The following is a 22,535-nucleotide window of genomic DNA, read 5'->3' as shown; positions in this document are numbered from 1 at the left end:
ATATATAATGGAAAAACAATTTGATGTTTCCGGCATGACGTGCGCTTCGTGTTCCGCCAATGTCGAACGAGCCGTCAAAAAAGTGCCTGGCGTCGAACATGTCGATGTTTCGCTGCTCAACAATACGATGAAAGTCGACTACAACGACGAAGAAACGAACCCTAGCCAGATCATGGCTGCCGTGGATGCGATCGGCTATGGCGCCACCCTAAAAGAACAAGGAAACACAGCGTCCAAAAATTCGATGCAGGAAGAATGGGACCGACGCCAAAAACGCATGGAAGAAGAACAAAAAGAAAAAAAATCAAACCTTGTCTATTCTTTGATCCTTCTTGTTCCGCTGATGATCGTCGCCATGGGACCTATGATGGGTCTCCCGTTCTGGCAAGGCATGGAATGGGGCATGATCTCTGCGATCACGCAGCTCGTATTGACCATGATGATCTTATTCTTTCAGCGCTCCTTCTTTATCCATGGCTGGAAAGCGCTCTTTAAAAAGGCGCCCAACATGGATTCGCTTGTCGCCTTAGGGGCGAGCGCCGCCTTTGGCTATGGGCTGTATGCCATGTATAAAATGGCGTATGGCTTTGGCTTTGGTGATATGGAAATGGTCCATGGCGCCATGCATTCAATGTATTTTGAATCAGCTGCCATGATCGTGACACTCGTTTCTTTAGGCAAATACTTAGAAGCGCGCTCCAAATCAAAAACAAGCGACGCCCTAGGAAAACTGGTCGATCTTGCCCCGAAAAACGCGACCGTCATCCGCAATGGTCAAGAAGTGCAAGTGAATGCCGAAGATGTCATGGCGGGCGATATCGTCCTGATTCGTCCTGGACAGCGCATTCCAGTCGATGGGATCGTGATCTCTGGCCATGGCTATGTCGACCAGGCCGCCATTACCGGAGAAAGCATACCAGTCGAAAAAGAAGAAGGCGATCCGATCATTTCCGCCACCATGAACGTGAATGGAACCTTTCAGTTTCGCGCCACGAAAGTGGGCGACGATACGACCCTCGCTCAGATCATTCGCTTAGTCGATGAAGCCGGGAACACAAAAGCGCCTATCGCCCGCTTAGCCGACAAAGTCTCTGGCATCTTTGTTCCGATCGTGATCGGGATCGCTCTTGTGACATTCATCGTCTGGCTTGTAAGCGGCACAAGCTTTGAATTCGCCTTATCGAACGCGATCAGTGTGCTTGTTATCTCGTGTCCATGCGCCTTAGGTTTAGCGACACCTGTCGCTGTCATGGTCGGCACAGGAAAAGCGGCCGAAAATGGAATCTTGATCAAATCAGCCGAAAGCCTAGAGACGATGCATAAAGTCGATATGATCGTTTTGGATAAAACAGGAACGATCACTTCCGGAAATCCAAGCATTCACGATATTGTCGTCTTCGATCCAAAGTATGATGAAGACTCCTTTTTGCGACTGGCCGCTTCGATTGAAACGGGAAGCGAACACCCTCTTGCCAAAGCGATCGTGCTCGAAGCCAAAGCTCGAAACCTCGTTCTCGATGGACTCGAAAACTATGTTGCTTTGTCGGGCAAAGGCTTAAAAGCAAAGCTGGAAGGAAAAGAATATGTGGCCGGCAATCAAAAATTGATGGAAGAAGAAAAGATCTTCTTATCTAAGCCGATCAAAGACTATATTCATAAGCTCGCCGATCAAGGACAGACGCCACTGCTTTTTGCCTGCGAAGACAAGGTGCTTGGCATTATCGGTGTAGCGGATACGATCCGCCAAAGCTCGATCCAAGCGATACGCGCCTTTAAAGAAAAAGGAATCTACGTGGTCATGCTCACAGGCGACAATATCAAGACCGCCAATGCGATCGCCCAAGATATCCAGGTCGATGAAGTGATCGCGGACGTTTTGCCGACCCAAAAGGAAAGCGTCGTGCGCCGCTTCCAAGACGATGGCAAGTTTGTCGCGATGGTTGGGGATGGGATCAATGACGCCCCTGCGCTCGCTCGAGCCAACGTAGGGATCGCGATCGGCGCCGGAACCGATATTGCGATCGATTCAGCCGACATCGTATTGATGAAAGACAACTTGATGGATGTCAATACGGCCTATGAACTTTCAGACAAAGTCATCAAAAACATTAAGATGAATTTGTTTTGGGCGTTCTTCTACAATGTATTGGGAATTCCGGTGGCAGCTGGCGTGTTCTATCCACTGTGGGGAATTTTGTTGTCGCCAATGATCGGCAGCGCTGCCATGTCTTTATCGAGTGTATGCGTCGTATTGAACGCTTTGCGATTGCGTTTCTTTAAACCAAGCCAAGAAAGCGTGCAAGAAAAGAAAGAAGCGACAAAAGCGAAGATCCAGTATACAGAAGACTATACTGTAGGTATCGAAGAACACAAGGAGGAAAAAACAATGGAAAAAATCATGAAAGTCAATGGAATGTCGTGCAACCACTGCAAAGCCCATGTGGAAAAGGCTCTAGATGAAGTATCGGGTGTCAAGAAAGCCGTGGTCGATCTCGACAAAAAAGAAGCCCGCATCACATTGGAGGCGCCTGTCGAAAACCAAGTCTTGATGGATGCTGTCAAAAACGCGGGTTATGAGCCCGTATCGATCCAATAAGGAAAAGGAGATCCCGCGATCTCCTTTTTTTAAACGATTCGAGCTCCAAAGGGCATCAAGGCAAGCTTGGCGAATTTGAAGCACTGCAAGCCAAAGGGAATGCCAATGATCGTAACACACAAGATAATACCGCATCCAATGGTCTCGATCGCCAGGGCGAATCCGCCAAAAAGAAGCCACAATACGTTGACAAGAAAACTAACCGTCGATGTAGAATAGACGATCTGTTTGCCAAACGGCCACAACATCAGCGTTCCGAATTTAAAGCACTGCGTACCAATCGGAATGCCAATAATCGTGATACACCAAAGGATCCCGATGAAATACCAAGAAATCGCAAGCAAAAATCCTCCAAACAAAAACCAAATAATATTTCCTAAAATAGACATACGACCTCCTGACTATCCACTTATTCTACAAGCATGGATCGCAGGATGCCAGTATATTGTTGAACCTCCTTTCTTTTTTGTTGTAAATATAAATCCATGGTCCAGTCGTTTGGAAAAAGATGAAATAAGAAAGAAATACAAACTTTTTTGAATGGTTTTATCATATTTCATACGATAATCCGATATAATTAAGAATAATTAGACACAAAAAGAAAGATTTTCTTAAAACGCAACAACCAGTTGCGCACTTTCTAAGCGCGCTTGGTAGTTGATAGAGAGCGAATATGGAAAGATAAACGCAAGAAAAGGAGATTCAACTATGAATTTAGGAGAAAAAATCATTGAACTTAGAAAGAAAGAAGGATACTCGCAAGAAGAGCTAGCTTCTTTACTCGATGTATCAAGACAATCGGTATCGAAGTGGGAATTAAACGCTTCGACTCCCGATCTTGACAAGATCGTACGCTTATCGGAAATCTTTCACGTAAGCATCGATTCTTTACTGCAAGAAGATCGGATCGAACCCGAAGAACATGTAGCGCGTCTAATGCCCCAAACAGAAGTAGAAGCGCTCGTGAACTTAAAAGAAAAAAGCCGCCTCTATATCGCCATTGCTGTTTTCTTGTTTATCGTATCCCCGATCGCGCTGTTCGTGTGTGGAGGCGGATATTCGCTTGGCTTTTTTCATGATGTATTTAAAAGCGAAGATCAAGCCGGCATGATCGGATTGATCGTTCTTTTGATCCTTGTCAGTATTGGAGTGGCGATTTGCGTCTATTTTGGAAGCCGCTTAGAAAAGTATGAATGGATCGAAAAAGAACCTGTCCGTTTATCGAATACTACAAGAAATTGGGTCCAAGAGCGTTTGGAAACGATGCAGTCGAAATCTGCCCTTTGGACGATGACCGGCGTTACGATTTGTATTTTAAGCGTCATTCCATTGTTTGTTTCGATCATGATCAGCGAACAGTATGTGTTTGTAGGATTGAGCATCCTTCTGTTTTTTGTCGCTTGCGGCGTATTCATCTTTATATATAATGGCACCATGAAAGAAACGTATGAAGCGCTTCTCAATCAAGGTGAATATTCCATCAAAAACAAGCAGTTCAATAAGAAGTATAGCTACTTGCCTGGCGCCTATTGGTGCATTGTCACAGCCATTTATTTAGCGTGGAGCTTTACCACCAACGATTGGGATCACACATGGATCGTCTTTGCGGTAGGAGGTGTTCTCTTTGCGGCGATCACGATCTTGTTCAAAGGAAGTCTCGAGAAAAAATAATCAAAAAAATGTCCTGTGCGTACGCTTCAGGACATTTAATATATATAGGTGTATTTTACCAAGCCGTCGCGATATCGAGCTGATTTGGATTTGAATGAGCAAATCCTCCTGTATCGCAGACGATCGCTTTTCCAAGCGAAGAATCGACGATCGATCCGCGAGGATGCAAGCCAAGATGGGCGGCGACCATCACATAATCGCCAAGCATTTTGACGCCATCTTCCCTAACCCAATAAGGATCGTTGTTGCCCATGCCGCGCATGATCGAGACAACGCCTTCCATCGGTAAATTATAATAGGTTTCTTTTCCAGAAGGCCCGACGATCGTTCCAGCGCTTGGTGAAAGGACTGGGCCGTTCCAATTGGTTTTTAATTGTTCTTGTCTTTTTGCTTCTTCTTGTTCTTTCATGTCTTGGATGACTTCTTCATCGAGCGTGATCGAATCTTTCTCGAGATAATATGTTTTTCCATCCACTTCGACTTTCCAATAGTCGTAGTTGTTGATGCCGCTTAGTTCTACGGCATCGTATTTTGAGAAGGAAATCTGATCGATCCCGCTCTCTTCTGGTATATCTTTGCCTTTCGCATCTTCTATAAGATAGGCCGTTTCTTGTGTTGGTTCAAAAAAGTACTTTTCAAAACGAAGATTGGCTTGTTCATAGATCGGATCATGCACTTTGTTGAGTGTTATTTCCGGTGTGCTGATTGCGCTTAATCCCCCTAATAAAACGCTCGCAAACAACTGTTTCATCATGGTTGTTTCCTCCTTTTTTATTTCACAAGGAAACACTATACACGATAGAACGGGGGTTGTCAAAAAAATGTTTATTTCTTAAAAACAAAAACCATCGATTTGATGGTTTTGTTTACGAAGTGTGAACGGTTACATTAAGTCTTCCAAAAGGACGATTTCTTGTTTTGCGAGGGAAGCCGGAACATCGATGATCCGCTGGTTTTCGCTACCCCGAAACTTGAGCATGATATTCTTGCGTTCTTCCTGAAAAGGACCATCGACAAGCACATTGAGATACGAAAGCATTTCTTCGGTATATGGGCCATGTCGTTTACCGCCTAAGAGCAAATCTTGATCGAGCACGAAGCCTGTATAGCACCAAATCGATTTGGTTGGAAAACGTTCTTTGACTTTTCTAAGCAGGCGGATCAAGGCTTCCTGGTTCGAAAACTCGAAAGGCTCGCCTCCAAGAAGGGTCAAACCATCGATGTACTCGTGATCGAGAGAGTCGAGGATCTCTTGCTCTGTCTTTTTCGTGTAGGGCTTTCCATAGTCAAAATCCCAAGTTTCTTTTTGAAAACAGCCAGGACAATGGTTCGTGCACCCGGAGACGAACAAAGTCGTCCGCACGCCAAGGCCATTGGCTATATCGTATTTTTTGATCGTTCCATAATTCATGAGCTACCTTCTTTCTTCTTTATTCTAACAAGCAATTCGATTTTTCTCTAGAACTGATTTTGATATACTTGCCTCAAAAAAGTGAGGTAATATGGATTCAACAATTTTATGGATGCTTCTTTTACAAGTGGCTTTGATCGCTTTGAACGCTTTGTTTGCCTGCGCCGAAATCGCCGTCATTTCCGTCAACGAAAACAAGATCGAAAAGATGGCAGAACAAGGAAATGGCAAGGCGGCTCGTTTATTGAAGCTGATCAAAGATCCTTCGCGCTTCTTGGCCACGATCCAAGTCGCCATCACTCTGTCGGGCTTTTTAGGCAGCGCCTTTGCCGCCGATAACTTTGCTGGCTATCTTGTCGATGGACTCGTAAAACTTGGCGTAGGGATCTCGCCTTCGATCTTGAATACGATTTCTGTCGTATTGATCACGATCATTTTGTCGTATTTCACGCTCGTTTTTGGAGAGCTTGTTCCAAAACAGATCGCGATGCGTAAAAAAGAAACGATGGCGCTTTCTGTTTCTGGCTTGATTTCGACGATTTCTAAGCTATTCGCTCCTCTAGTGAGCTTATTAACGATCTCGTGCAATGGAGTGCTAAGACTTTGTGGGATCGACCCAAATCAGGAAGATGATACAGAGCTTAGCGAAGAAGAGATCCGCTTGATGGCAGAAGCTGGAAGCTTGAAAGGAACGATCGATCAAGAAGAAAACACGTGGATCCAAAATGTGTTCGAATTTGACGATTTGGCGATCGAAAGCATCATGACGCATCGAAAAGATGTCACCATGCTCGATGCCAAAGATCCCATCGAAGTGTGGGACAAGACGATCTTAGAAAGCAAACGCTCCCAGTTTCCGATCTTTAAAGAAACAAAAGATTCGATCGTAGGCATTCTCAATGCGAAAGATTATTTCCGCTTGAAGGATGGCTCCAAAGAAAACGTATGGAAGCGCGCGGTCCGTAAGCCTTATTTTGTACCCGAAAACATGAAAGCCGATGTTCTATTCAAAACAATGAAAAAAGACAAGCAGAAGTTGGTGGTCGTTTTGGATGAGTATGGCGGCGTATCTGGCGTGGTGACCATGAACGATCTTGTCGAAGAACTCGTCGGCGATTTTAATGAAGAAGAAAGCCCACGTATTTTGCCAGCTGGCATCGATCGCTGGAAAGTGCTTGGCAATGTGCCGCTGGATGCGATCAGCGAAATCACGGGAGTCGACTTGGATGAAAATGACAACGACTCCTTCAACGGAATGATGTATCAGCAACTTAGACGCGTACCAGAAGATGGAGAGCGATGCAGCTTTGTGATCAAAAACTTGCAGTTCGACGTCTTCCAAATCGAGAATCACGAAGTCAAATTCGCGACGATCATCAAAATCAAAGAATAAGAAAAAGCGAGGTCGTTGGCCTCGCTTTCGTTTTATAGATGCATGACGCGCTCTTTGATTTCTTGGGTCCGTCCTTGGTTCCAGAATTGGGTTCCGATATAGCCGCACGTTCTGCGCGCCACATTCATCTTTTCTTGATCGTGGTTGTGGCAATTTGGGCACTCCCAAATAAGCTTATGGTTTTCATCCTCTACGATCTGGATCTCGCCTGTATAGCCGCATTCTTGACAATAGTCGCTCTTCGTGTTGAGCTCGGCATACATGATATTTTCATAAATGTGATGGATCAAAGCGAGTACCGCAGGAATGTTGTTTTCCATATTTGGCACCTCGACGTAGCTGATCGCGCCTCCTGGGGAAAGCTTTTGGAATTGCGATTCGAACGTCAATTTATCAAAGGCGTTGATCTCTTCAGTGACGTGCACGTGATAGCTGTTCGTGATATAGTTGCGATCTGTGACACCTGGAATGATGCCAAAGCGGTCTTGCAGCTTTTTCGCGAATTTGTAAGTCGTTGATTCCATCGGCGTTCCATATAATGAAAAGTCGATATTTGTTTCTTGGCGCCACTTCGCGCACGCGTCATTCAAATACTGCATGACTTGTAAGCCGAATTCTGTGCCTTCTTTTTCGGTGTGCGGATGCCCTGTCATGTACGTGACGCATTCACATAAGCCGGCATAGCCAAGAGAAATGGTCGAATAGCCGCCAAAAAGCAATTTATCGATCGGCTCGCCTTTTTTCAAACGAGCAAGAGCCCCATCTTGCCATAAGATCGGCGCCACATCGCTTGGCGTGCCAAGAAGACGATTATGACGGCACATGAGCGCTTTATAACACAAGGCGAGACGCTCGTCCATGATTTTCCAGAACGTGTCGAGATCGCCTTTAGAAGAACAAGCGACATCGACAAGATTCAAAGTCACGACGCCTTGGTTGAATCGTCCATAATACTTTGGTTGATCGTTTTCATCGCGATAGGTCGTCAAGAAGGAACGGCATCCCATGCATGGATAACAATGGCCTTCGCCTTTCGTGTCGATTTTGAGAGAAAGCATGAGCTTTTCTGAAATGTAGTCAGGAACCATACGTTTCGCGGTGCATTTGGCGGCAAGCTCTGTCAAATAATAATAAGGACTGTCTGGCTTGACGTTGTTTTCCTCTAACACATAGATCAGTTTTGGGAAGGCTGGCGTGATATAGACGCCCTTCTCGTTTTTGACGCCTTGAATACGCTGTTTGAGCATTTCTTCGATGATCAAAGCGAGATCATGACGCTCTTGAGGGTCCGAAACCTCGTTCAAATACATGAAAACGGTCACGAATGGCGCTTGGCCATTGGTCGTCATCAATGTGATGACTTGGTATTGGATCATCTGCACGCCTTTTTCGATCTCGCGATGGACGCGCATTTCCGCCATTTCATTCGCCTTTTCTTCCGTGTATGGAATATCGAGCGCATCCATTTCCTCGCGGACTTCTTTGCGCGCTTTTTGACGAGAGACTTCTACAAAGGGCGCTAGATGCGAAAGCGTGATGCTCTGGCCCCCGTATTGGCTGCTGGCCACTTGCGCGATGATTTGCGTCGCCACGTTGCACGCTGTTGAAAAACTATGTGGCTTTTCGATCATCGTCTCCGAAATGACCGTTCCATTTTGGAGCATGTCTTCTAGATTGACCAAACAGCAATTGTGCATATGCTGGGCGAAATAGTCCGAATCGTGGAAGTGAATGATCCCTTGGTCGTGCGCTTCCATGACTTCTTGCGGCAATAAGAAACGTTTTGTGATGTCTTTTGAGACCTCGCCGGCCATATAATCGCGCTGCACGCTGTTGACAAGCGGATTCTTGTTCGAGTTTTCTTGCTTGACTTCTTCGTTGTTCCGCTCAAGAAGGGACAAGATCTGCTGGTCGGTCGAATTGGCTTTTCTGACAAGGGCGCGCTCATAACGATACGTGATGTAGTTGTGAGCGACCGCGAAAAAACCGCGGGCCATGATTTCTGTTTCCACCATATCTTGGATCTCCTCGACGTTAGGAGAACGCTTCAATTGGACACATTTATCTGCGACGGTCTTGGAGGCTTGCAAAATCTGCTCTTCGCTCATTTGATCGTGCGCGGTCGCCTTGCTCGCTTTGCGGATCGCGTTTTCTATTTTTTGAACATCAAAATTGACTTCTTCGCCACTTCGTTTAATTACGTTCATGTTTGCTCTGCTCCTTTGATTTTTATAGTTTTTGGAAATAGTTGACGCTTCAACTATTTCCTCTATGCACTTAGTAGTATACATAGAAATATTTGGAATGATAGTCTTGACACTCAGAAATTTTTGACTCCTGATGGAATCGCCTTTACCTATCGTATTCTGTGATTTTGATCGCTTCTCTTTAATCATACCAAACAAAATGGATGAAATAAATATTAAAAACAGAAAATCTGAATAAGAAAAATCTACTAAATTTGTATGTTCTTGTTTAGCTTTTAAACGTTTTAGGGTATAATTAAAAACGTGCATGAAGGAGAAAGTTATGGATCAAGATCTAAAAGAATCGCTTGAATGCATGTATGAGATATGCGATGAAGTCGAAAAAACATTGGGGGCTAAACTTCATCTCAACTATCCATTAAAGACGCTTCTAAAGACAGAGTGGATGGTGTTCATTATGCACTTATCTTTTTCTGACTTAAAGATCCATCCAGAAGAAAGAGGGTTTTTATATGATTCCCTAGGCTTTCGCTTCAGCGATGAAGAAATGGAAGCTTTTATGGCTGAAACCGATCTAGAACATTTTGCGACGACCATTTCCTATACGCTGCAAGTGTTCGTTCAAGCCGACAACCACCTTTTTTCAAAATATGGAAAGATCTCCTTGGCGGCTACCGCGCTCTATGAAGTCTATGAGACGCTTGGCTTAGCTGCGGTCAGTGTAGATGGAGAGATCAACATTCAAGAATACAACGATCTCTTCTCATATTTAAGAATGCTCAGCGCGTATATGAACCGAAATCTACTCTCGCTTCAAAACCATCAAACCCAATGAAATAGCTGAAACAAGTTCGTTTCAGCTTTTTTCTTTCCTATTCTTCTTCGCTCTGGAACGTCCAGCCATGCTCGCCATGATACACCATCAAACGACTCATACCTCCATCGAGAACGATCTCTTCGCCCGTGATAAAGCCAGCCGCATCGCTTGCCAAAAACATCGCCAGCTCGCATACATCATCGCACGTGCCGATCCGGCCCACTGGCTGCTGCAGCCGATCTGCAGCCGAGTGCTCTTCGTTCTTGGTATCGATCCAACCAGGCGCGATCGCATTGACACGCACTCTTCTTGCCAAAGAAATCGCCATCGCGTGGGTAAGCGCCATCAAGCCCCCTTTGGCAGCCGCATAGCTTTCGCTCTCCTCCATCGACATCGCATCCCGAGTCGAGGTGATATTGATGATCGAAGCCCCCAAGGCAAAATGATCCATCAATTGCTGACTTAAATAGAAGGGCGCGCTGATCCCGACAAGAAGGGCGTGATTGAAGCCTTCATAACTTCCTTCCTTGATCCCTTGCATGACTGGAGGGGCGTTGTTGATCAAAACATCCACATGATCGTATTTGGAAAGCACCTTTTTAATGAACGCGTCCATCATTTTTTGATTGGAAAGAGTGCCTTGAAAAAAATCGTTCGGCAAAATATCGAACACACAAACATGAGCGCCTTCTTCTTCGAAGCGCTCTTTTAACCGTTTACCAATTCCGCTCGCACCGCCAGTGACGATGACGACTTTGTCTTTAAATCGCATAATACCATTCTCCTTGATGCTTTCATACTACCACAAGAGGCGAAAGCATACGTCTATCTTGACACGATAGTGTATGCTTTTGTATAGGAGGAAGTGCGCATGCGTGTTATTCGTAAAACAAAAAAAGCCCCACAATGGCCTTATTGGCTCGTATCGATCCTTTTATTTGGGGGATCTGGATATTTAGTCTATCAATCTTTTTATGCTTCGGCGCCATTTGTGCTGCTTGCCGCATTGATCGTATTTCCGCCCATCCGTATCTTTCTTAAAAAACACCACTACAACGCCAACGCGCTGATCGGGATCCCTGTGTTCTGTCTTGTTCTAGCGGGGATCTTTGGCTATCTATCGCTGCCAGGAGAGAGCGATATTCCTTCGCTCCTTAAAGAATTCAAACCGCTTTCCGGAAGCAAGGTCAACACATTCCAAGACATGAGCTTCCGGCTCGATCCAGCGCTCCATTCTGAAGAAAAAGAAGGAAGCCTCTATTATTATCCGGTCGCTTCCCAATCCGTCCCAGTGCTTGTCGCATCTAAGGAAGAAGGAGAAACGATCAAAAATCTCGAATCGCTTTTGACACAAGAGGTCCAAAAACAACTCGGGATCAACGCGACTATCTTAGATATCATCGATGAAGACCGGTATGTCAATGGCCGCGAAAGCAAGCTCGTCTCTTATAATATCCACACTAAGAAAGGCAATGGATTGCTTTCTGGCGATCTTGTCGGCCAAACCTTTTTAGTCCCGATCGAAGGGGTGACCTACACTCTTTCCTTCTATACGTATAAAAATGATTTCAATGAGTACGATTTTTCGGATGTCGTCAATACGATCGATCTTTACGCCTTGACGCACTATCTCGATGTGCAAGAAGAGATGAACAACTATCTCAAGAAGCACGCGTGTCCTGAGAAAGCGTATCCGAGCGAATGCGACCAATTCAACACGTATCGCGCCAAGCTCAAATCGACCATCGACAACGAGGGAAGCATCGAGGAGATGGAAAACGCCAAAGAAGAAGCGGTCCGCTATGAAAACGAGGTCAAAGGTCGTATTCAAAAAGACCAAGAAGAAATGGAATATTTAAAAACGATCGGAGCAATATAAAAAGGCGAGCGCATCGCCTTTTTTTCTTTATTGGTCGTTGTCGTTGGCATTATGATCCATATCGTTCATATCATCGCCTGTATCGCTAGGCATGCTCGTATCGAATGGAGTGTCGATTCCTTGATACGTAAAACCAGTTTTGTCGAGCATCTGCATTTGCGCGAGCAGCTCGAAGGGGATCACAAAATTCGACAAGTCGTTAGGATCTTCTGGATTGGCTTGCGTCGTATAGATCGGAAATGTTTTATAATCCATTTCCTCTTCGCCTTGCAGAAGTTGCAGCTTGACGCCACGCTCTTCGATCTTGATCCGATATTCTTTTTTCATACATTTCACCTCGTGTTTTCTCCATTATAAAATAGGCGGAAGAAAAAAGAATGCTAGATGATTGGCAAAGTCGAAAATGAACAAGAAAAACACTATAATGAAAAGAAGAAAAAGGAGGATCCATGGAATTTGAAGTTTTTGGCATCGATGCCGACCAATCCGTACGTGACCAAGTTCATTACAGCGAAAGAGAATGCATGTTGCTTGCCCAAGATATCGGACAGCCCTGCTTGATCTTGCAGACATGCCATCGCTTCGAGATCTATTCAAAAAAACCGATCGATCCTGATAGGATCGTCCAAGCTTACCAAGGCTTGCCGATCAAAATCTACACCTACAAAGATCAAGAAGCGTATCGCCATCTGCTCGAAGTCGTCAATGGACTCCATTCGCAGATCTTTGGCGAAGATGAGATCCTCCACCAATTCAAAATGGCCTATGAACGCGCCTGCTTGAGCTATGACTTCGATGCCGCGCTCCATCATATTTTTCAAGAAGCGCTCCGTTGCGGCAAAGAGTGCCGACGCGACTATCAGCTTTCCAAACACCCGCTTTCCTTAAGCTATCTAGCCGCGCAGGAAATCAAAAAAAGAAAAGGCGATCTTCGAAAACGGAGGATCCTCGTATTAGGAGGTGGAAAGATCGCCCAGCAAGTGGTCGCCCACTTACAAAACACCAACGCCACCGTCCATGTCGCCTTGCGCCGCCAAGAACAAATTTCTTGTTTTTTGCGCGAAGGAATCGAACTTGCCCCGATCCCTTTTGAGGCTAAAGAACAATACGCCCAACAAGCCGATGTCGTCATCGCCGCCACTTCCGCCCCCCATATCGTGCTCGATACAAGATCCCTATCCAAAGAGACGATGCTTCTCGATCTATCTTCGCCACGCAACTTGCTTGGCGCCATAGACCAAGAAATATATACGCTCGATACGTTTGCCGTCCTCTCCAAGCGCAATTTATCGTTTCGCCAAGAAAATCTTGAATACATCCAAGAGCGCATCGAACACTTTATTCAAGAGTTCAAAGCATGGGAAACGAGGCAAGATACGAAAGAGACGATCCAAACGCTTCATGAACAAATCGACACGATCGCCAACGACACGAGCCTCTATTTAAGACGCAAGCTCGACTTGAACGAACGCGAACAACGCCTCGCTGCCCAAAGCGTGCAAGCCGCCTTGTTCCGCTTGCTTAAAACACCCCTTCAAAACGTGAAAGGCGATCAAGAACACTATCACCCGATGCTCAAAGCGCTATTTGATTTGGAAGAAAAGGAGGAAGAATACCATGTATCTTAAAATCGGATCGAGAGCAAGCAAGCTCGCGCTCGCTCAAAGCCATGAAATTGGCCGCTTCCTGCAAAGCGTGGATCCAAGCATCCGCTATGAAATCGTGCCATTTTCCACCAAAGGAGACAAGATCCTAGATAAGCCGCTCCATGAAATTGGTCAAAAAGGCTTGTTCACCCAAGAAATCGAAGACGCCTTGCGAGACAAAAAGATCGATCTTGCCGTCCATTCTCTCAAAGATCTTCCTAGCCAGCTCGATCCTATGTTCTGCTTGGCTCCTTTTTGTCTTCGCGCCGATCCAAGCGACTGCTTCATCAGTAATTCAGCCGATTTTTATCATCTTCCCTCTGGCTCGATCATTGGAACGGGCTCTTTGCGCCGAGAATTGCAGCTCAAAGCGCTTAGGAACGATCTAGTCTATCGAAACATTCGCGGCAACGTGCTCACCCGCCTGAAAAAACTGGACGAAGGCGAATACGATGGGCTCGTCCTCGCAAGCGCGGGCTTGAAACGATTAGGCCTAGAAGAGCGCATCACGCAAGTCTTTACGAAGGAAGAGTGCTTAGGCGCATGTGGACAAGGCGTGCTGGCCGTCGAGCTGTTAGCGGAAAATCAAGAACTCTACGCCCTGTTTTCCAAGCTTAAAAACGAGGTGATAGACCAAAGCGCACGCATAGAACGCGCATTCTTAACAGCGATGGATGGCTCCTGCCATACACCGATTGGCGCGCTCTATGATCCAAAAACACAAACGCTCGATATCGTCTATGGCGATACGGATTCGATCGGCCGCTACACCTTTCAAGAAAAGGATCCAGGCCGGCTTCTAGCCAAAGCGATTTTGAGCGTGAAAGGAGATTGGAATGGCTAAAGTATACTTGGTCGGTGTAGGCTGTGGAGATCCAGGCCTCGTTTCTTTGCGCGCCCAAGCGCTGATTGAACAAGCCGATTGTGTTTTATACGATCATTTGCTCGATGAACGCCTCTTAGATGCGTGCTCTTGCTCCTGCCGAAAAATTTATGTCGGCAAAAAAGGCCATGGCCTCTCTACAAGCCAGCAAACGATCCACGAATGGTTAGAACAGCTCGCTCAAGAGTATTCCTGCATCGTCCGCTTAAAGGGCGGCGATCCTTACGTGTTTGGAAGAGGCGGGGAAGAAGGCGAATTCCTGTATGAAAAAGGGATCCCATTCGAGGTGGTTCCTGGCATCTCCTCTTGCATCGCTGGCTTGAGCTATGCAGGCATCCCGATCACGTATCGCGGCCTCTCTCGTGGTTTTCGCGTCTATACCGCCTATACGCAAGAAAAGAAACGCAACGATCTGCCCTTTGATGAATTGGCGAACACGAACGATACGGTCGTCTTTTTGATGGGGCGCTCCTCGCTTCCTGAAATCGTGCATGAATATTTAAAACGAGGAAGCGATCGGCCCATCGCCCTGATCTCGAATGCGACCTGTTTTGATCAGCGTGTAGTAAGCGGAAGGATGTCGACGATCTTGACGCAAGATCTCGAATCGATCACAGCGCCCCTTTTGATCGTAGTAGGAGAAGTCGTTCAAAAACGCCAAGCGCTCGATTGGTTTTCTCGCCAAGAGCTCTCTGGGCTCTCGATCTTTTATCCGCGCCTATCTTCGCGTCTCGAACTGGCATCCACACTGCAAGAGCTTGGCGCCCAAGTGGACGCCCCCATCGCCTTTGAACAATGTCCCCATTTTGAAAATATGCAAGACATCGATTTGGTGGACTACGATTGGATCGTCTTGACTTCGCCTAGCGCGATCCGCTTCTTTATGGAGTGGATGGCTTGCGAAAAGGTCGATGTTCGAACATTGCCAAAGCTCGCTCTCGTGGGTGAAAAAAGCGCCCAAGTTCTGCAAGAATATGGTTTGTATGCCGACTGTATCGGCGAAGGGAATGTCGATTCTTTAAAAAAGCGGCTACCCGCTTCTAAGATCTTGATCCCGCATAGCGCCTCGAATCTAGAAGGGGTGAAAGGCTTTAGGGGCCAAGAGAAGATCGTGGTCTTGTATTCGAACAAGAAAAAGCCGATCCAGCCTCGCGCCAGCCTTTATGATGTGGCGATCTGTACGAGCAAAGCGGCTGTCGATGTGCTCGAAACGCATAAGATCAATGCCCGCTATTATATCGCGATCGGTCCGCAAAGCGAAAAAGCGCTCTTAGCGCGCGGATATTCAAATGTCTCTTGCGCTAAAGAAGCGAGCTATGAATCGATCGTAGAAGCAGTAAAAGGAGTAAAGAGAAAAAAATGTATAGAGGAAGAAGACTAAGAAAAAATAAAGAGATCCGCGCCCTCGTCCGGGAAAATCATGTGCGGATGGACGATTTGATCTATCCGATCTTCGTGCAGGAAGGAGAAGGGATCTGCGCCCCGATCGAAAGCATGCCTGGCCAATTTCAATATTCGATCGACCAGCTTCCGCCATTGTTGGATGAAATGAAAAAGTATGGGGTGCGCGCTTGCCTTTTGTTCGGGATCCCGGCTCATAAAGACGCATGCGGCTCGCAAGCCTACGCGCCAGAGGGGATCATTCAAAAAGCGGTGCGGGCGATCAAAGCCTACGATCCAGAATTGTATGTCATCACCGATGTATGCATGTGTGAATATACCGATCATGGACATTGTGGGATCCTTGATGAAGAAGGAGTCGTGCTCAACGATACGACGCTCACCTATCTAGCCAAGATCGCCCTTTCGCATGTGGAAGCGGGCGCGGATATGGTCGCTCCTAGCGACATGATGGATGGGCGTGTAGAAGCGATACGCCAAGTGCTGGATGAAAATGGATTCGCGGATGTGCCGATCCTATCCTACGCGGCCAAATACGCGAGCCAGTTTTATGGCCCGTTTCGAGACGCGGCCCACTCGGCCCCAAGCTTTTCGGATCGAAAAAGCTATCAAATGGATCCAGCCAATGGGAAAGAAGCGTTGCGCGAGATCGAAGCCGACATTCAAGAAGGGGCGGATGCGATCATCATCAAGCCAGCCATGTGTTATTTAGATATTTTACAGGCAGCCAAAGAACGGTTCGATGTGCCTTTTTGTGTTTACAATGTCAGTGGCGAATATTCGATGCTCATGCAGGCGATCTTGAATGGCTGGCTCAAAGAAGAGGTGATCGAAGAAACACTCGTCTCCTTCAAACGGGCAGGCGCTTCCATGATCATTACTTATTTCGCGCTAATGGAAGGGAAAAGACAATATGCTCAAAAACAATCACGACCTCTATGAAGAGGCTAAGCAATATATTCCTGGCGGAGTCAACTCGCCGGTTCGCGCGTTTCAGGCGGTTGGATGCGATCCGATCTTTATTCGCAAAGCGCAAGGCGCGCATTTGTTCGCGGAAGATGGACGCCACTATATCGACTATATCGCTTCGTGGGGACCGATGCTTCTAGGCCATGGGGCGCATATCATCAATGAAGCGATCGAAGCTCACATCAAAGATGGGATCAGCTATGGCCTTCCAAGCTGGATCGAGGTCGAGGTGGCCAAGCGGATCGTGGAGGCGTATCCTGGCGTCGACGAAGTGCGGATGGTCAATTCCGGCACGGAAGCGACGATGTCGGCCATTCGTCTTGCTCGAGGCTATACGCGCAAAGACAAGATCATCAAGTTTGAAGGGTGCTATCATGGCCACAGCGATGGCTTGCTCGTTTCAAGCGGATCGGGCGCTCTGACTTTTGGCGTGCCCACTTCGCCAGGGGTGCCGGAGGATGTCGTAAAAAACACGTTGGTGGCCACCTATAACGACTTGGATTCTGTCAAGGCGCTGATCGATGCCAATCCGGATGCGATCGCGGGCTTGATCGTCGAGCCGGTGTGCGGCAATATGGGCGTTGTTTCGCCAGAGCCTGGTTTTTTAGAGGGGTTAAGAGAATTGTGCACGAAGCATTCGATCGTCTTGATCTTTGATGAAGTGATCACAGGCTTTCGGATCAGCTACGAAGGGGCGGCGGGCTATTATGGGATCGTTCCGGACCTCGCTTGTTTTGGCAAGATCATCGGGGCGGGCTTTCCTGTTGGGGCCTATGGTGGTAAGAAAGAGATCATGGCTTGTGTTTCACCAAGCGGGCCGGTGTATCAGGCCGGGACGCTTTCAGGCAATCCGTTGGCGATGCAGGCAGGCAAGGTGATGCTCGATTATTTAAAGCACAATCCGGCGGTCTATGATCTGATCGAGGAAAAAGGAGCTTATTTGCAAGCGCATTTTCAAAAGATCCTCGATGCCAATCGGCTTCCTTTCACGCTTGTGCGCAACCATTCTTTGATGACGCTCTTTTTTATGGATTCCGTTCCGCATGATTTTAAAGAGGTGCAACGTTGCGATACGAAGAAGTATGCAAAATATTTTAAAGGCATGCTAGAGCGAGGCATCTTATTGGCGCCTAGTCAATTCGAGGCGATGTTTATTTCTTCGGCGCTCACGAAAAACGATATGGATGTGACGATCCAAGCGTTCAAAGAAGTCATGGAAGAGTTTCGCGTATGATCGTTTCGCTCGATTGGAAAGAAAGAAACGTGCTCATTGTCGGATGGGGAAGACAAGGAAAGCGGATCGCGCAAAGCTATGAAAGAGAAGGGGCGCGCGTCGTCTATAAAGATCTTGATTTTAAGTGGTCGGATGTAGAGGGGATGGATCTTGTGGTGGCGTGCACGACCGATCCGGATTTTAATCATGCTCTTGTCGAGTATGTCAATGAAAGACGGATATTTTCGCAAAGTGTCGACTTGGATGAAAAGGCGAGCCTGCATCGGATGCATTCGCTCGATCTCGATCGTTTTTCGCTCGCCTATAGCACGAGGGGTGCCTTTCCAATGTTCTATCGCGCCTTCGATCCTTGGATAGAGAATGAATTTAGGGCGAATTGGGAAAGAAGGCTTTTGGATCTGTCTTTGTTGCGGCCTCATTTGATTGGGGACAAGAAGGCGCTGGCATATTTGTTGGAGCTTTCCAAAGAACAGCTGGATTGGCTTGTTCGTCTTCTTGACAAGAAAAAGGGGATCGTGGTTTTGTTTGCCAAATCGAGTATGGATCTTTCTTGTCTTCAACACCATCTGCGTGAAGATATGGCGGCTTTTTATATGGAGGAGAAAATCGAGGCGTTGTTTTCTGTTTGTCGTTTGCTTTCGATCTCGCTTGTCGTGCAGCCGATGTTTTTGTTCGAGGGGTATTTGTATTATCAATGTTTGAAGCTTCCTGTATCGTGTTTGCCGCTTTTGTTCGACGAAAAGCTATGGAGGCGGATCGTTGCGCCTTTTGATGAAGCGAACGCGATCTTTGTGCTTCATCCCACTCGCGATCACGCGTTTCAAAAAAAGATCGAACATTTTGTGCAGAAGGGACAAGTGTGCGAGTGTGTGGATCCTTTGCCTTTGAAGCGGAATCAGATCAACGTGGTGGTGCCTTTGTTCATGCTCGAAGGCAAGCACGTTCAAGATTTGAAGAGGAAGGTCGAGAAAGCGCGTAAGAAAGGGCTTCGTGTGGTCGTTCCTTTTTGGTGTTTGTTTGAACTTGAGATAGTGCAGGATCGATTGAGGGAAGTCGATGCATGATATTTGGAATCCGTGGCATGGGTGCCGAAAGTATTCGGAAGGGTGTCAAAACTGCTATATGTATTATTTGGATGCGATGCGGGGCAAACATGGGTCGGATATTTATAAAGTAAAGACGAAGTTCAACTATCCTATACAAAAGGAGCGGGATGGTTCGTTCAAGATCAAGAGCGGGGAGATGCTTCGGGTGTGCATGATGTCGGACTTCTTTTTAAAGGAGGCGGATCCTTGGCGCCAAGAGGCGTGGGATATGATCTCTTGGCGGCGGGATGTGATCTTTTTCTTGTTGACGAAAAGGGCGGATCGGATCATGGAATGCTTGCCAGACGATTGGGAAGATGGGTATGAGAATGTGTTTTTGAATGTGGCTTGCGAGAATCAAAAGCGTGCCGAGGAGCGTTTGAAGATCTTGCGCGAGATCCCGGCTAAACATAAGGGAGTCATGGTGACGCCGATGCTTGGCGAGGTCGATCTTTCTTCGTTTTTGAAGGAGGGCTGGATCGAGCAGGTCGTTTGCGGGGGCGAGAATTATGGGGGCGAAAGAGAGTGTCGGTTCGAGTGGGTGCAGTTTCTTTCGAAGCAATGCCAAGAGGCGGATGTTCGGTTTGTCTTTATCGAGACGGGGACGCGTTTTGTCAAGGAGGGCAAGGTGTATCGGATGCCGAATAAAGGCTTGCAGGCGATCATGGCACATCGGGCGAATGTGAATGTGGAGGGGAAGCCGATCGTATGGCGTTTGTTCGATTCTCTTGGTCTTGAGATCCCGAAGTCGGATTTGTATGTGCCTTCGTTTCGTGAGCATTGTTTTTCGTGCGGAAATCGGATGATTTGTAATGGGTGCTCGAATTGTAGGGTGTGTACGTCTTCGGTGCGGGCGCAAGTGGAGAAAATGAAAGGATAAAAGGTGCGCAGGATGGAGCAGGTGGTGCGTTTGAAGGAGCGCTTTTTAGCGCATGAGATGGATGGGATCTTGGGTCGGTTGTATCAAGATCCAAATGCGCAAGTGGATCGGTATGTGAGGGCGTTAGATGCGTATGCGCAGATTTATGATGGGGATGAGGAGGTTTTTTTGTTTTCATCGCCTTCTCGTTGTCAGCTGGCTGGGATGCATACGGATATTTCGCATGGGAGGATCCTTGCTTCTTCGATCGATCTCGATACGATCGCGATCGTGAACAAGAGCGAGGATTCGATCATTGAGATCGTTTCGCAAGATTTTGATATGGAGCAGGTGGATACGAACGATACGATCAAGCGGATGTACGAGGCGCGAACGTTGGTGGGCATCGTGCGTGGGATCGTGGAATACTTGAAGCGCAAAGGCTATCGGGTGGGGGGTTTTAAGGCGTATATTTTGAGTGATGTGATCGTGGGAGCGGGATTGTCGGCTTTGGCTTCTTTTGAGGTGTTGATTGCTTCGATCCTTTCTTCGTTATACAACGAGGGGAGGATTTCGGCTTTTGATTTGGCGAAGGCGGGCCAGTTTGCGGAGAATGTGTATTATCGTAAGCCTGGAAGCATGAAGGATCAGCTTGGTTGCGCGCTTGGTGGCTTGATGGCTTTGGATTTTGCGGATGTACAGCATCCTTCTTATCAAAAGATCGAGGGGACTTTGAAGGATCTTGGGTTTTGTTTGTGTCTTGTCAATACGAATGTGAATGAGCAGGCGTTGATCAAGGATGTGCAGCGGGCGCAAGAGGAGTTGAAGGGGCTGGCTGTTTATTTTGGGGAAGAAGCGCTTAGGGATGTGGATGTGTGTGCGTTTTATGAGGCGATCCCGGATTTGCGGAGCGAATTCAAGGATGAGGTTTTGATTCGGGCGGCGCACTTTTTTTCGGAAGTGGAGCGGATCCCGCATATGGTCGAGGCTTTAGAGAAGAGGGATAAGGGGGCGTTGGTGAGTTTGTTGGCGCAGACGTCTTTAAGCGCGGAAAAAAGCATACCTTCTTTGGGGCTGGCGTTGGCGCTTTGTCAAAGCGTGTTGAAGGGGAATGGTTTGTGTCGGATCCATGGCGAAGGGGAGGATGGGACGATCCAAGCGTATGTGAAAAACGAGGCGATCGAGGACTTTAAGGAAAAGATGGATCATTTTTTTGGTGCGGGGAGCACGAAGGTGGTGCATGTACGTCCTTTTGGTTGTGTGGAAGTGACGGGTTTGGATGAAGTTTTATAATCAGCGGACGTTTTCTTATATTTCCCGGTGCATGAAGGATGCTGAGGAATTGTTGGAGAAAAACAAATGCAAGAGCGCGCGTTTTGTTTTGAAGGACGCGAAGAAGCTTTTAGAGAAGGACCGGGAGCCTTCTAGGATGTTGGCGCTTGTGTATTGCATGGAGGCGAAGATCTTTGAGAAAGAAAAAAAGGAGAGGGAGGCGCGGCATTGTTGGTTTTTGGCGGTGCAGGAATTTAAAAAGGTTGGCGATACAAGTTCGCCAGCCTATTTGGAAGCTTTCCATAAGGCGTGATATTCGACGCCTTTTTTTGTGAATTGGCTTTGGTAGAGGACGATGGTGTAGTTTTGGAAGCAGAGTTTTGGGGTAGGTAGTGTGATATGGGTCGTGTTGGCGTTTCGGATCAAGGTGATGTGGGGCTTGAATGGTTTGGGGTCGGTCTTGATTCCTTGTTGGGCGAGTTTGGTTTTGAGCGTGTTGACGTATTCGCAGAAGGTGACGGGGACTTCTAGGTTTTGGTAGATGAGGTTTTTGAAGTGGCCAAGTGTGGTAAGGCATAGGGTTTCTTTGGGGGTTGGGGTTGTTTCGAGTATCGTTTGGATTTGTTTGGCTTGGTTGGTTTCTCCGATAAAGGCGAGTGTACAGTGGAGCTGATTTTGGGGGATGAGTCGTCCTTGGACGCCTTTGTTTTGGAGTTGTTTTTGGGTGTTGGCGAGTGTTTGTTGAATGGCGATAGGGAGTTCTAGGGCAATAAAGAGGCGCATCATTGTGCGCCTTCTTTCGTTGTTTTATTTTTTTTGTCTTTTTTCTTTTTGTCTTTTTTCTTTTTGTGTTTTTTATCTTTTTTGTTTTTCTTCTTTTTCTTTTTGGTTTTTTTGTTTGTGTTGTCTTCTTCTTTTGGTTGTGGTTTTTCTTCGGCTTGTGGTTTTGTGTCGGTTACGGGTTTGGCTGGTTGTGGTGTTTTTGGTGTTTTTGGTAGTTTTGGTTTGGCTTCTTTCTTCCAGTCGGCGAGCAGCGTTTCAAGCATTTCTTTGAGTTGGTCTTGTTGTTGGGGACTTAGCGTTTTGAAGAGCACTTGGGCTTGTTCGCTTTTCATATCTTGATGGTGCAAGATATGTCCGGCTTTCATTAAAAGGTGGACGAGTGTATCTTGCGGGTTTGGTTTTTTAATTGGGTTTGTGTTTGGTTCCATG

At 46.8% G+C, this 22,535-nt stretch carries 22 protein-coding genes; 14 read left to right on the top strand and 8 right to left on the bottom strand.

What is annotated here, in order from left to right:
- Positions 1-7 precede the first annotated feature (7 nt).
- Positions 8-2,596, top strand: a complete 2,589-nt coding sequence (locus tag BO225_RS02690) for a heavy metal translocating P-type ATPase (RefSeq protein WP_076340744.1) — start codon at positions 8-10, stop codon at positions 2,594-2,596.
- Between the two features lie 29 nt (positions 2,597-2,625).
- Here BO225_RS02690 and BO225_RS02685 read toward each other — a convergent pair whose 3' ends face one another.
- Positions 2,626-2,985: a YccF domain-containing protein gene (locus tag BO225_RS02685; protein ID WP_076340743.1), complete on the bottom strand. Its 360-nt coding sequence runs from the start codon at positions 2,983-2,985 to the stop codon at positions 2,626-2,628.
- A 319-nt stretch (positions 2,986-3,304) separates the two neighbouring features.
- On the opposite strand from BO225_RS02685, the gene BO225_RS02680 reads away from it, so the two are divergent.
- The gene (locus BO225_RS02680) at positions 3,305-4,267 is read left to right on the top strand and encodes a helix-turn-helix domain-containing protein (protein ID WP_076340742.1); all 963 of its coding nucleotides are present in this window, start codon (positions 3,305-3,307) and stop codon (positions 4,265-4,267) included.
- A gap of 55 nt (positions 4,268-4,322) precedes the next feature.
- Here the strand turns inward: BO225_RS02680 and BO225_RS02675 are convergent, their stop codons facing one another.
- Together BO225_RS02675 and nrdG are read right to left on the bottom strand one after the other, a co-directional pair.
- The gene (locus tag BO225_RS02675) at positions 4,323-5,021 is read right to left on the bottom strand and encodes a hypothetical protein (RefSeq protein WP_076340741.1); all 699 of its coding nucleotides are present in this window, start codon (positions 5,019-5,021) and stop codon (positions 4,323-4,325) included.
- A gap of 129 nt (positions 5,022-5,150) precedes the next feature.
- Positions 5,151-5,678 carry an anaerobic ribonucleoside-triphosphate reductase activating protein gene (gene nrdG / locus BO225_RS02670; protein WP_076340740.1) on the bottom strand — a complete coding sequence of 176 codons (528 nt, stop codon included), beginning with the start codon at positions 5,676-5,678 and terminating at the stop codon, positions 5,151-5,153.
- Positions 5,679-5,769: 91 nt separating this feature from the next.
- Here nrdG and BO225_RS02665 point away from each other — a divergent pair, with 91 nt between their 5' ends.
- A complete protein-coding gene (locus BO225_RS02665; RefSeq protein WP_076340739.1) occupies positions 5,770-7,071 on the top strand; it encodes a hemolysin family protein in 1,302 nt (433 codons plus the stop codon).
- A 32-nt stretch (positions 7,072-7,103) separates the two neighbouring features.
- Here BO225_RS02665 and nrdD read toward each other — a convergent pair whose 3' ends face one another.
- Positions 7,104-9,278 carry an anaerobic ribonucleoside-triphosphate reductase gene (nrdD, locus tag BO225_RS02660; RefSeq protein ID WP_076340738.1) on the bottom strand — a complete coding sequence of 725 codons (2,175 nt, stop codon included), beginning with the start codon at positions 9,276-9,278 and terminating at the stop codon, positions 7,104-7,106.
- A 322-nt stretch (positions 9,279-9,600) separates the two neighbouring features.
- Here nrdD and BO225_RS02655 point away from each other — a divergent pair, with 322 nt between their 5' ends.
- Positions 9,601-10,113, top strand: coding sequence for a hypothetical protein (locus tag BO225_RS02655; RefSeq protein WP_076340737.1), 513 nt, complete (start codon positions 9,601-9,603; stop codon positions 10,111-10,113).
- Between the two features lie 37 nt (positions 10,114-10,150).
- Here the strand turns inward: BO225_RS02655 and BO225_RS02650 are convergent, their stop codons facing one another.
- Positions 10,151-10,867 carry an SDR family NAD(P)-dependent oxidoreductase gene (locus tag BO225_RS02650; protein WP_076340736.1) on the bottom strand — a complete coding sequence of 239 codons (717 nt, stop codon included), beginning with the start codon at positions 10,865-10,867 and terminating at the stop codon, positions 10,151-10,153.
- Positions 10,868-10,966: 99 nt separating this feature from the next.
- On the opposite strand from BO225_RS02650, the gene BO225_RS02645 reads away from it, so the two are divergent.
- The gene (locus BO225_RS02645) at positions 10,967-11,974 is read left to right on the top strand and encodes a hypothetical protein (protein WP_076340735.1); all 1,008 of its coding nucleotides are present in this window, start codon (positions 10,967-10,969) and stop codon (positions 11,972-11,974) included.
- 27 nt (positions 11,975-12,001) lie between these two features.
- On the opposite strand, the gene BO225_RS02640 is transcribed toward BO225_RS02645, so the two are convergent.
- Positions 12,002-12,301 (bottom strand): hypothetical protein, encoded by a 300-nt coding sequence (locus tag BO225_RS02640; RefSeq protein WP_076340734.1) that lies wholly within the window; start codon positions 12,299-12,301, stop codon positions 12,002-12,004.
- Positions 12,302-12,423: 122 nt separating this feature from the next.
- Between BO225_RS02640 and BO225_RS02635 the strand changes: the two genes are divergently transcribed.
- The 9 genes from BO225_RS02635 to BO225_RS02595 are packed head-to-tail and all read left to right on the top strand — an operon-like array spanning position 12,424 to position 21,636.
- Positions 12,424-13,602 carry an NAD(P)-dependent oxidoreductase gene (locus BO225_RS02635; protein ID WP_076340733.1) on the top strand — a complete coding sequence of 393 codons (1,179 nt, stop codon included), beginning with the start codon at positions 12,424-12,426 and terminating at the stop codon, positions 13,600-13,602.
- Positions 13,592-14,464 carry a hydroxymethylbilane synthase gene (gene hemC, locus BO225_RS02630; RefSeq protein ID WP_076340732.1) on the top strand — a complete coding sequence of 291 codons (873 nt, stop codon included), beginning with the start codon at positions 13,592-13,594 and terminating at the stop codon, positions 14,462-14,464. Before BO225_RS02635 ends, hemC begins: the two co-directional genes overlap by 11 nt.
- Positions 14,457-15,884 carry a uroporphyrinogen-III C-methyltransferase gene (gene cobA, locus BO225_RS02625; protein ID WP_076340731.1) on the top strand — a complete coding sequence of 476 codons (1,428 nt, stop codon included), beginning with the start codon at positions 14,457-14,459 and terminating at the stop codon, positions 15,882-15,884. The genes hemC and cobA overlap by 8 nt, the downstream gene beginning before the upstream one ends.
- Positions 15,863-16,846: a porphobilinogen synthase gene (hemB, locus tag BO225_RS02620; RefSeq protein WP_076340730.1), complete on the top strand. Its 984-nt coding sequence runs from the start codon at positions 15,863-15,865 to the stop codon at positions 16,844-16,846. The genes cobA and hemB overlap by 22 nt, the downstream gene beginning before the upstream one ends.
- Positions 16,818-18,107 (top strand): glutamate-1-semialdehyde 2,1-aminomutase, encoded by a 1,290-nt coding sequence (gene hemL / locus BO225_RS02615; RefSeq protein WP_076340729.1) that lies wholly within the window; start codon positions 16,818-16,820, stop codon positions 18,105-18,107. The genes hemB and hemL overlap by 29 nt, the downstream gene beginning before the upstream one ends.
- On the top strand, positions 18,104-19,171 hold the full coding sequence (locus BO225_RS02610) for an NAD(P)-dependent oxidoreductase (RefSeq protein ID WP_076340728.1): 1,068 nt from the start codon (positions 18,104-18,106) through the stop codon (positions 19,169-19,171). Before hemL ends, BO225_RS02610 begins: the two co-directional genes overlap by 4 nt.
- Entirely contained in the window at positions 19,164-20,072 is a 909-nt protein-coding gene (locus tag BO225_RS02605) for a DUF5131 family protein (protein ID WP_076340727.1), read from the top strand. The genes BO225_RS02610 and BO225_RS02605 overlap by 8 nt, the downstream gene beginning before the upstream one ends.
- A 12-nt stretch (positions 20,073-20,084) precedes the next feature.
- Entirely contained in the window at positions 20,085-21,344 is a 1,260-nt protein-coding gene (locus tag BO225_RS02600) for a galactokinase (protein WP_076340726.1), read from the top strand.
- Positions 21,331-21,636 carry a hypothetical protein gene (locus BO225_RS02595; RefSeq protein WP_076340725.1) on the top strand — a complete coding sequence of 102 codons (306 nt, stop codon included), beginning with the start codon at positions 21,331-21,333 and terminating at the stop codon, positions 21,634-21,636. Before BO225_RS02600 ends, BO225_RS02595 begins: the two co-directional genes overlap by 14 nt.
- On the opposite strand, the gene thpR is transcribed toward BO225_RS02595, so the two are convergent.
- Positions 21,609-22,109: an RNA 2',3'-cyclic phosphodiesterase gene (gene thpR / locus BO225_RS02590; RefSeq protein WP_076340724.1), complete on the bottom strand. Its 501-nt coding sequence runs from the start codon at positions 22,107-22,109 to the stop codon at positions 21,609-21,611. The two genes, BO225_RS02595 and thpR, sit on opposite strands and share 28 nt — an antisense overlap.
- Positions 22,106-22,534 (bottom strand): hypothetical protein, encoded by a 429-nt coding sequence (locus BO225_RS12285; RefSeq protein WP_076340723.1) that lies wholly within the window; start codon positions 22,532-22,534, stop codon positions 22,106-22,108. The genes thpR and BO225_RS12285 overlap by 4 nt, the downstream gene beginning before the upstream one ends.
- Position 22,535 lies beyond the last annotated feature (1 nt).

Origin of the sequence: Dubosiella newyorkensis (genome assembly GCF_001945605.1) — a bacterium.
Lineage (GTDB): Bacteria > Bacillota_I > Bacilli_A > Erysipelotrichales > Erysipelotrichaceae > Dubosiella > Dubosiella newyorkensis.
This window is presented reverse-complemented; position numbering and strand designations above follow the sequence as displayed.